Origin of the sequence: Nostocoides australiense Ben110 (assembly GCF_001050535.1) — a bacterium.
Taxonomy (GTDB): Bacteria; Actinomycetota; Actinomycetes; order Actinomycetales; family Dermatophilaceae; genus Nostocoides_A; species Nostocoides_A australiense.
The window spans coordinates 3,379,058-3,381,111 of record NZ_HG764815.1; the positions used below are offsets into that span (position 1 = coordinate 3,379,058).

1 protein-coding gene is annotated in these 2,054 nt (G+C 67.1%); it reads left to right on the forward strand.

The window, feature by feature from the left end; all coding sequences use genetic code 11:
* Window positions 1-134 precede the first annotated feature (134 nt).
* Window positions 135-1,433, forward strand: coding sequence for a citrate synthase (locus BN11_RS16410; protein ID WP_048699432.1), 1,299 nt, complete (start codon window positions 135-137; stop codon window positions 1,431-1,433).
* Window positions 1,434-2,054 lie beyond the last annotated feature (621 nt).

Here is a 2,054-nt window from a genome sequence, read left to right on the forward strand (position 1 = left end):
CGCCTCGCCGGCGCCTGAGCCCGCGCGCTGGACCCGCCGACGGATCCCGGGTGCGGTGCCGGGCGCCGGTCAAGGACGCAGATCTCGCGGACCGCGTGCCACCCTCGCGGTTCCCGTGCGGTAGTTTCCACCCCATGGCAGACGACGCAACGGCTGGTGCGAAACTCCTCGCGGACGGCAAGGAACTCGACCTCAAGCGGGTATCCGCCACCGAGGGCAACGACGGATACGACATCTCCGCCCTGCTCAAGGAGACCGGAAATGTCACCCTCGACTCCGGCTTCGTCAATACCGCCGCCTGCACCAGCGCGATCACGTTCATCGATGGTGACACAGGCATCCTGCGCTACCGCGGGTACCCGATCGAGCAGCTGGCCGAACAATCCACCTATCTCGAAACGGCATACCTGCTGATCTACGGGGAGCTGCCCAGCGCGGACGAGATGGCCTCCTTCGACGCCAAGATCCGGCGGCACACCCTCCTGCACGAAGACCTCAAGGCCTTCTTCAACGGCTTCCCGCGCGACGCGCACCCGATGCCGGTGCTCTCCAGCGCCGTCTCGGCCCTGTCGACCTTCTACCAGGACAGCCTCGACCCCTTCGACCAGGACCAGGTCGAGATCTCGACCTACCGGCTACTGGCCAAGCTGCCGACGATCGCGGCCTACGCTTACAAGAAGTCGATGGGCCAGCCCTTCCTCTACCCGGACAACCACCTGTCGCTGACCGAGAACTTCCTGCGGATGACCTTCGGCTTCCCGGCCGAGCCCTACGAACTCGACCCGACCATCGTCAAGGGCCTCGATCTGCTGTTGCTCCTGCACGCCGACCACGAGCAGAACTGCTCCACCTCGACGGTGCGCCTCGTCGGCTCCTCGCACGCCAACCTGTTCGCGTCGATCTCGGCCGGCATCAACGCCCTCTTCGGGCCGCTGCACGGGGGCGCCAACCAGCAGGTCTTGGAGATGCTCGCGCAGGTCAAGAACTCCGGCGAGTCCCCCAAGGACTTCATGATGCACGTGAAGAACAAGGAGACCAAGCAGAAGCTGATGGGCTTCGGGCACCGGGTCTACAAGAACTACGACCCTAGGGCCTCGATCATCAAGCAGACCGCCGACGACATCCTGGGGCGGCTCGGTGTCGACGACCCGCTGCTCGACATCGCGATGGAACTGGAGGAGATCGCCCTGGGCGACGACTACTTCGTCGAGCGCCGCCTCTACCCGAACGTCGACTTCTACACCGGCCTGATCTACAAGGCGATGGGTTTCCCGACCAAGATGTTCACCGTGCTGTTCGCCCTCGGCCGCCTGCCCGGGTGGATCGCGCAGTGGCGCGAGATGATCGAGGACCCGGCGACGAAGATCGGCCGCCCGCGGCAGGTCTACATCGGCGAGGGCGCGCGCGACTACGTCGCCATCGACCAGCGCTGAAAGCCTTGCGTCCCTAGCCAACGGGGCATCGCGCGGCATACCGTGTGGTCACGGCCGGGATCGGCCCGGCCATCGACCCGGTGGGTTTCGGTGTGCTGACAAGACGAGCACTGGTCGGTGCGGGCACCTGCCGAGGCGGTCACGTGGCCGGGGCCGCCGGTCACGGCTGCGGACTGGTCACAGGCATACGACTATGCCGACGATCTGAGGAACCGCGTCGAGCGTCTCCTTTCGCCGGCGACGGCTCGAACGCCTCTACCATCCCAAGATGGCGGCCGGCGTTGGGTTGCTGATCCACACCAAGGTCATCAACCGTGTCCGGACCTTCGAAACGGTCGTCTCGATCCTCTCCCTGGCGTCCGGTGGCACGCTGCGCACCGTCAGGATTCCCGGTTTTCCCAGGCCGGCCCGACACGGGCGCGCGGGCGCATCTTCGTCACTGTCTCCGGGCCGCCTTACGGGCGCGTGGTGTGCCTGGGCGTGCCGCCCGGCTAGTCCCTCCGACCCCGCTGCCGTCAGGCCACGGTGATCGTCACCGTCGTGGCGTCGGCGGTCGCGGCGCTGGGCCCCCACGTCAGCGGGTCCCGGGCTCGGTGCCAGGCGCGGCCGGCAGCAGCGACG

What these genes read in the sequence shown, in the direction of transcription:
- BN11_RS16410 (WP_048699432.1), top strand. Translation starts at nt 135, where the DNA reads ATGGCAGACGACGCAACGGCTGGTGCGAAACTCCTCGCGGACGGCAAG.